Raw genomic sequence first — 6,882 nt, 5'->3', positions numbered from 1 at the left:
CGGTATCTTCATCGGTCTGGACGGTGGCATCGATGGTCTGGTTCACCTGTCTGACATCAGCTGGAATGACAGCGGTGAAGAAGCGGTTCGCAACTACAAGAAAGGCGATGAACTGGAAACTGTTATCCTGTCTATCGACCCAGAGCGTGAGCGTATCTCCCTGGGCGTTAAACAACTGGAAAGCGATCCGTTCTCCGAGTTCGTAGCTGAAAACGACAAAGGCTCTCTGGTAAGCGGTAAAGTTATCGCTGTTGATGCCAAAGCAGCTACTGTTGAAGTTGCACCAGGTGTTGAAGCAACTCTGAAAGCGTCTGAAATCAGCCGCGACAAAGTTGAAGATGCCCGCAACGTGCTGAACGAAGGCGACGACGTTGAAGCAGTTATCACTACTGTCGACCGTAAGAACCGCACTATCGCACTGTCTGTGAAAGCTAAAGACAGCGCTGAAGACAAAGCGGCTCTGAAAGCACAGCGTGAAAAAGCTGACGCTGAAGTGACTGGTCCTACCACTATCGGTGACCTGATCAAAGAGCAGCTGAACCAGAAAGACTGATCTTCAGTCCTCTGATTCAAAAAACCCGCTTCGGCGGGTTTTTTTATGTCTGCCATCCCTGGCAGCCACCCTGCGGGCCGCACTGCGTGCGTTAAGCTTTGCTCCCTGCAAACTTTTGATGTCTGCCATCCATCCCCGGTACTTCTGGCAGCCACCCTGCGGGCCGCATTGCATGCGTTAAGCTTTGCTCCCGGCAAATCTTTGATGCCTGTCATCCATCCCCAGAATCTCTTGCAGCTCAATAACGTGCTTTAAGATCCGTTTCCGGCAGTCTGCTGGCTGTCGCATACATCACGATGGCGATGCAGCAAGCGCCCCGGGCCTGATCAGGGCAGCCCTTTCTGTTCGCCAGAAATTTCCCAATACTGCATTTTTGAATGCCTGTTCAGGTTTCAATAGCATTAAAAACTGCTATTCCATGATGAAATTTAGGGTTAAACAGCGGGCAAAGCGTCCAAAAAACAAACAGTGCTTGCAAAAGGGGTTAGCTAACTGCATGATTTAGTTAAGTTTATTTTCTACAGCGTTATTACGCTTAGGTAATGGCGGCCCTTGCGGGTGCCTGGGACTGGTTCTCATGGAGGGAAAAGCTATGACGAAATCTGAGCTGATAGAGCGTATAGTCAGTCGACAGCCGCAGTTGTCATCGAAAGATGTGGAGCTGGCGGTGAAAACATTGCTTGATCATATGTCGCAGACACTGTCTTCCGGTGAGCGCATCGAGATCCGGGGCTTTGGCAGTTTCTCACTTCATTATCGCGCACCAAGGGTTGGCCGCAATCCGAAAACCGGTGAAACCGTCGATCTGAAGGGGAAGTTTGTCCCGCATTTTAAGCCGGGTAAGGAACTCCGTGATCAGGTTAATGACTGTATAGATGATATTGAAGAGCATTAACGCCGGAACCTGACTTATGAAAAAACTCAAACTCGTTTTGAGTGTCCTGCTGTTTGTTCTTGTGCTGGCTTATGCGTTTGCCTTCTCTGCACACAACAGCAATCACGTCGAACTCGATTTCCTGATCGGGAAGTCCTTCTCTTTGCCAGTATCCATCTGGTTGGGTGCGATGCTGATCATTGGTGCCCTGGCCGGCCTGATGTCAGGTCTGATTTCTGCCGCCCGTTATCGCCTTAAGCTTCGTCAGTTACGCAAAGAACTTGCCGATACCAAACAGCGCCTGAATAAACTTCCCTAGGTCTTTTTATGATGGATAACCTGCTGGTCTATGTGCTTCTGCTGTCAGGCATTGCCATCGGCTGGCTGTTGGGGTATCGCTTTGCCAAAGGTGGAAAAAAAGCGAGTAAGCCTGACTGGATCCCCAGTGTTGAGTTTCTCTTAGCAGAGGCTAATGACGCATCGCTGGAGCGACTGTTGAACGTCCCTCAACTGGACGATGATGCTGTTGATCTCTTCCTGAAGCTGGGCCGCACATTGCGTGAGAAAGGCGAAGCGGACCGTGCGGTGCACCTCCATCAATCCCTGTTTGCCCGCACCGGGTTGCCTAAAAACACCCAGATGATCCTTGAGCTGGAGCTGGCAATTGATTATTCCTACGCCGGACTGCTGGATCGTGCTGAGCGCCTGTTTCTTGAGTTACTGAATACCCGTGGCCGTATTTTTGAGCAGTCATCGCGCTATCTGGTTGAGCTTTATGAGGAAGAGGGCGAGTGGGGCAAAATTCTCGATCTGTATCGCAGCAAAAAGCTGGCTTCCGGTGCGGCGCTGGAACGGCGGATAGCGCAGGCGGTATGTGAACTGGCGGTACAGGCAACCGCGTCGGGTGATTATTACGAAACCCAGAAACTTTGCCGCCAGGCACTGAAAATTGATAACCGCTGTGCCCGCGCTTATATCGTGCAGGGCGATCTGGCGTACTCACAGAATGAGGCCCGGGAAGCCATTCGCTGCTACCTGAAAGCGGTTGAAGTCGACACTCAGGCCATCGTCGTGGTGCTGGAAAAAATGACCGGCAGTTTCCACGATCTTGGAGACGTGAATGGTCTGATTTCTCATCTCGACCGTCACTGGCAGAGCAGTCATTACGTGCCAGCGCTGACAGCCCGTACCGAGTGTATTGCTGAGCAGCAAGGGCCGGAAAAAGGCGTGACCAGTTTGCTTCAGGAGCTGGCCGAAGCCCCGTCAAATCAGGGTTTTTTTGCCCTGGTTGAGTTGGTTGTTAAGTACCGTTTACAGCTCGATAAGTCGCAGTTACTGGTGCTGTATGATATTCTGCGGCGCATTGTTGAACACGAACCCAAGTTTATTTGTGGCGCGTGCGGCTTTAAAGCGAAAGAGTTTCACTGGCGCTGCCCAAGCTGTAAGGACTGGTCAACACTGCAGTCCTATATGCCGCAACTGACGCCGGGTAATCTTGAGCTTTAGTGAAGAATTTATGATGGTAACCGCTGCTGATAAATCCCCTGTAATTGTCGCCCTGGATTTCCCTGATGCTGATCAGGCGTTGAGCATGGCTGAACGTCTGAATCCTGAAGAGTGTCGGGTAAAAGTCGGCAAAGAACTGTTCACCAGTGCCGGTCCCTCAGTGGTTGAAGCTCTGCAGCATAAAGGCTTCGATGTTTTTCTGGATCTGAAATTTCACGATATTCCCAATACCTGCGCTAAAGCGGTTGGTGCGGCGGCGGAGCTGGGCGTTTGGATGGTGAACGTTCATGCTTCCGGCGGTCGCCGCATGATGGAAGCAGCGCGCGAAGAAGTTGAAAAGAAATCCCATCAGCCGCTGCTGATCGCTGTCACCGTACTCACGTCAATGGAGCGTGAAGATCTGGCGGACATCGGTCTGGATATTGACCCTGTGGTTCAGGTAGAGCGTTTGGCGAAACTGACTGAACGATGCGGCTTTCATGGTGTGGTTTGCTCTGCACAGGAAGTGGGCCTGATCCGTTCAGCCTGTAGCCCCCAATTTCTGACCGTAACACCGGGAATTCGCCCGGCTGGCAGTGATGCGGGGGATCAGCGTCGTATTATGACGCCTCCTCAGGCACAGGAAGCCGGTGTCAGTTATATGGTTATTGGACGTCCAATTACTCAGGCGGCGGACCCTGCAGCAGCGTGTCACGATATTCTGACATCACTTCGCTGATACTACGGCGATACTACGGCACGACTTATGAGCGAAATGGATTGGCACATTGTTCAGACCAAACCGGGGCAGGAGCTCCGGGCTGAAGAGCACCTTCATCTCCAGGGCGCAGAAGTTTTCTGTCCCCGCTATAGCAATACTGCCTCCCCTGGAAAAAAAGCCCCGGCGCCTCTGTTCCCAGGCTATCTGTTTTTTCGTTGTTTAGATAACCCTTCATTGATCTCCCGGGTAAGGTCTACCCGTGGGGTCAGAAAACTTCTTACCTTTGGTAATCAGCCTGCAACGCTGGCGGACGATATCGTGCGAGATATTGAGCTGCGCTGTGGTTTGGCAGAAGAGCAACAGTCGATAATGAAAGGGCAACGGGTGCGTATCGAGTCAGGCCCATTTCGCCTTTATGAAGCCATTTTTGAAGAGTTTGATGGCGAGCACAGGGCGATCGTATTTCTGACTTTGCTGAATCAACAGCAAAGACTGGTGTTGGATTTGCAAGAACTCGCTGTAGCCTGAAGCAGGACAGCATGAAAATACGCTTAATGCGATCTCAGGGAATCATCGCCGTGTAACCCTGGGGCGGTAGCGTGCATATTCCGCTTCAGAATAGGGCAGATTGAGGATGAATCTGCCGATGAAGACACCCGTATCCGGATTCTGTTGATCCGGCTCACGGCATGGGTATCCGATTAACTTATAGAAGAAAAGGGCAATAACACATGGCAAAAGTGACAAAAGCAGTCATTCCCGTTGCGGGACTGGGAACACGTATGCTGCCGGCTTCCAAGGCAATTCCGAAAGAAATGCTGACGCTGGCTGATAAGCCCCTGATTCAGTATGTGGTGAATGAATGTGCCGCAGCAGGGATTACCGAAGTCATTCTGGTAACGCATTCCTCCAAAAATGCGATTGAAAACCACTTTGATACTTCATTCGAACTGGAATCCACGCTCGAAGCGCGTGTAAAGCGTCAGCTGCTGGATGAAGTTCGCTCCATTACTCCGGAAGGCATGACCATCATGCATGTGCGTCAGGGTCAGGCAAAAGGTCTGGGCCACGCGGTACTGTGTGCACAACCTCTGGTTGGTGATGCCCCGTTCGCCGTCGTGCTGCCGGATGTCCTGATCGATGATGCGTCAGCCGATCTTGAAAAAGAAGACATGGCCGCCATGATCCGCGAATTCGAAAATACCGGCGCATCGCAGATTCTGGTAGAAGCCGTGGATAAGAGCCAGGTTGATAAATACGGTGTTGTTGATCTGGATGGCGCTGAGCTGAGTCCCGGTGAAAGCTTACCTATCAAAGCCATGGTGGAAAAACCACCGGTTAACAAAGCACCCTCTAACCTGGCCGTTGTGGGCCGTTACGTATTACCGGCGACTATCTGGGATATTCTGAAACAGACGCCTCCTGGTGCGGGTAATGAAATTCAGCTGACTGATGCTATTGCGACCCTGATGAAGTCTTCGCAGGTCAATGCCTTCTACATGACTGGTAAGTCCCACGACTGTGGCGGCAAGCTGGGTTATATGAAAGCCTTTGTGGAATACTCAATGCGTCATGGTAAAGAAGGCGCTGAGTTTACTAAGTGGATTAAAAGCCTCAAATAAGCGTATTTGATCAGGCTTTACATCATTTAATACGGCGGGGTTTCCCCGCCATCTTCGGACATAAAGAATGAAAATTGCAATCGCTGGTACAGGCTATGTCGGCCTGTCGAACGCCATGCTGCTGGCGCAGCATAACGAGGTTGTCGCTCTGGATATTGTTGAAGAGAAAGTCGCACTCCTGAACAATAAAAAGTCACCTATTGTTGATGCTGAAATTGAAGACTTTCTGCAGAACAAGGAACTGAACTTCAGAGCAACCACGGATAAGAACGAAGCCTATGAAGGTGCTGAGTTTGTGGTGATTGCAACGCCGACGGACTATGATCCGCAGACCAATTACTTCAATACCAGAACCGTTGAATCCGTTATCCGTGATGTAAACAGTATCAATCCAAATGCGGTTATGGTGATCAAATCTACCATTCCGGTTGGATATACCAAAAAACTGAAAGAAGATACCGGCTGTGAAAATCTGATCTTCTCGCCCGAGTTCCTGCGGGAAGGCAAAGCGCTGTACGACAACCTGTACCCGTCACGCATTATTGTGGGTGAGCAATCCGAACGTGCTGAAACCTTCGCTGGCCTGCTGAAGCAAGGCGCATACAAAGAAAATATCGATGTTCTCTTCACTGACAGTACAGAAGCAGAAGCGGTAAAACTCTTCTCCAATACCTACCTGGCCCTGCGTGTCGCTTACTTCAATGAGCTGGACACCTACTGTGAGACCCACGGATTAAACACCAAGCAGATCATCGAAGGCGTCGGCCTGGACCCCCGCATCGGTAGCCATTACAACAACCCAAGCTTTGGTTATGGCGGATACTGTCTGCCAAAAGACACCAAACAGCTGCTGGCTAACTTTGAACAGGTGCCGAATAACATTATCCGCGCCATTGTTGATGCTAATACCACCCGTAAAGATTTTATCGCCGATTCTATTATCCGCCGTAACCCTAAAGTAGTTGGTATTTATCGCCTGGTTATGAAAAGTGGTTCCGATAACTTCCGCGCCTCAGCGATACAGGGTGTCATGAAGCGGATTAAGGCCAAGGGGATTGAGGTTATTGTTTATGAACCTGTACTCGACGAAGATGAATTCTTTAATTCGAGGGTGGTAAATGACCTTGAAGAGTTCAAGAAAATATCTGATGTGATTGTGGCGAACCGGCCCTCTGCTGAATTAGATAATGTTAGTGGCAAAGTTTATACACGTGATTTGTTTGGAAGTGATTAATACCATGAAAAAGAAAGCTCTTATTACAGGCGTTACCGGCCAGGATGGCTCTTACCTTGCTGAGTTTCTGCTGGAAAAAGGCTACGAAGTACACGGCATCAAGCGTCGTGCTTCTCTGTTTAACACGCAGCGCGTCGACCACATCTATCAGGACCCGCACACGGATAATAAGAACTTTATCCTGCATTATGGCGACCTGACCGATTCATCCAATCTGACGCGTATTCTGCAGGAAGTTCAGCCGGATGAAGTCTACAACCTCGGTGCTCAATCACATGTAGCGGTTTCATTCGAGTCACCTGAGTACACCGCTGATGTTGATGGTATGGGCACTTTACGCCTGCTGGAGGCCATCCGCTTCCTGGGGTTGGAAAAGAAAACCCGTTTCTATCA

General features: G+C 50.3%; 9 protein-coding genes. All 9 read left to right on the top strand.

What is annotated here, in order from left to right:
- The coding region (locus B2Z72_RS00045; protein ID WP_297003936.1) for a S1 RNA-binding domain-containing protein at positions 1 to 553 on the top strand (553 nt) is incomplete at its 5' end.
- A 592-nt stretch (positions 554 to 1,145) separates the two neighbouring features.
- Positions 1,146 to 1,448, top strand: a complete 303-nt coding sequence (gene ihfB, locus B2Z72_RS00040) for an integration host factor subunit beta (protein ID WP_296985733.1) — start codon at positions 1,146 to 1,148, stop codon at positions 1,446 to 1,448.
- Positions 1,449 to 1,464: 16 nt separating this feature from the next.
- Positions 1,465 to 1,746: a LapA family protein gene (locus tag B2Z72_RS00035; RefSeq protein ID WP_296985736.1), complete on the top strand. Its 282-nt coding sequence runs from the start codon at positions 1,465 to 1,467 to the stop codon at positions 1,744 to 1,746.
- Between the two features lie 8 nt (positions 1,747 to 1,754).
- Positions 1,755 to 2,933 (top strand): hypothetical protein, encoded by a 1,179-nt coding sequence (locus B2Z72_RS00030; RefSeq protein WP_296985738.1) that lies wholly within the window; start codon positions 1,755 to 1,757, stop codon positions 2,931 to 2,933.
- A gap of 10 nt (positions 2,934 to 2,943) precedes the next feature.
- Positions 2,944 to 3,651 (top strand): orotidine-5'-phosphate decarboxylase, encoded by a 708-nt coding sequence (gene pyrF / locus B2Z72_RS00025; RefSeq protein ID WP_414716385.1) that lies wholly within the window; start codon positions 2,944 to 2,946, stop codon positions 3,649 to 3,651.
- A 27-nt stretch (positions 3,652 to 3,678) separates the two neighbouring features.
- Positions 3,679 to 4,161, top strand: a complete 483-nt coding sequence (locus tag B2Z72_RS00020; protein WP_296985741.1) for a transcription termination/antitermination NusG family protein — start codon at positions 3,679 to 3,681, stop codon at positions 4,159 to 4,161.
- 203 nt (positions 4,162 to 4,364) lie between these two features.
- Positions 4,365 to 5,255 (top strand): UTP--glucose-1-phosphate uridylyltransferase GalU, encoded by an 891-nt coding sequence (galU, locus tag B2Z72_RS00015; RefSeq protein ID WP_296985743.1) that lies wholly within the window; start codon positions 4,365 to 4,367, stop codon positions 5,253 to 5,255.
- Positions 5,256 to 5,322: 67 nt separating this feature from the next.
- Positions 5,323 to 6,489, top strand: a complete 1,167-nt coding sequence (locus B2Z72_RS00010) for a nucleotide sugar dehydrogenase (protein WP_296985746.1) — start codon at positions 5,323 to 5,325, stop codon at positions 6,487 to 6,489.
- Between the two features lie 4 nt (positions 6,490 to 6,493).
- The coding region (locus B2Z72_RS00005) for a GDP-mannose 4,6-dehydratase (protein WP_297003934.1) at positions 6,494 to 6,882 on the top strand (389 nt) is incomplete at its 3' end.

It is taken from the genome of Thalassolituus sp. UBA6592, from assembly GCF_002433655.1.
In the GTDB taxonomy this organism is placed as follows: Bacteria; Pseudomonadota; Gammaproteobacteria; order Pseudomonadales; family Oceanobacteraceae; genus Venatoribacter.
This window is presented reverse-complemented; position numbering and strand designations above follow the sequence as displayed.

What these genes read in the sequence shown, in the direction of transcription:
- ihfB (WP_296985733.1), top strand. Translation starts at nt 1,146, where the DNA reads ATGACGAAATCTGAGCTGATAGAGCGTATAGTCAGTCGACAGCCGCAG.
- B2Z72_RS00035 (WP_296985736.1), top strand. Translation starts at nt 1,465, where the DNA reads ATGAAAAAACTCAAACTCGTTTTGAGTGTCCTGCTGTTTGTTCTTGTG.
- B2Z72_RS00030 (WP_296985738.1), top strand. Translation starts at nt 1,755, where the DNA reads ATGATGGATAACCTGCTGGTCTATGTGCTTCTGCTGTCAGGCATTGCC.
- pyrF (WP_414716385.1), top strand. Translation starts at nt 2,944, where the DNA reads ATGATGGTAACCGCTGCTGATAAATCCCCTGTAATTGTCGCCCTGGAT.
- B2Z72_RS00020 (WP_296985741.1), top strand. Translation starts at nt 3,679, where the DNA reads ATGAGCGAAATGGATTGGCACATTGTTCAGACCAAACCGGGGCAGGAG.
- galU (WP_296985743.1), top strand. Translation starts at nt 4,365, where the DNA reads ATGGCAAAAGTGACAAAAGCAGTCATTCCCGTTGCGGGACTGGGAACA.
- B2Z72_RS00010 (WP_296985746.1), top strand. Translation starts at nt 5,323, where the DNA reads ATGAAAATTGCAATCGCTGGTACAGGCTATGTCGGCCTGTCGAACGCC.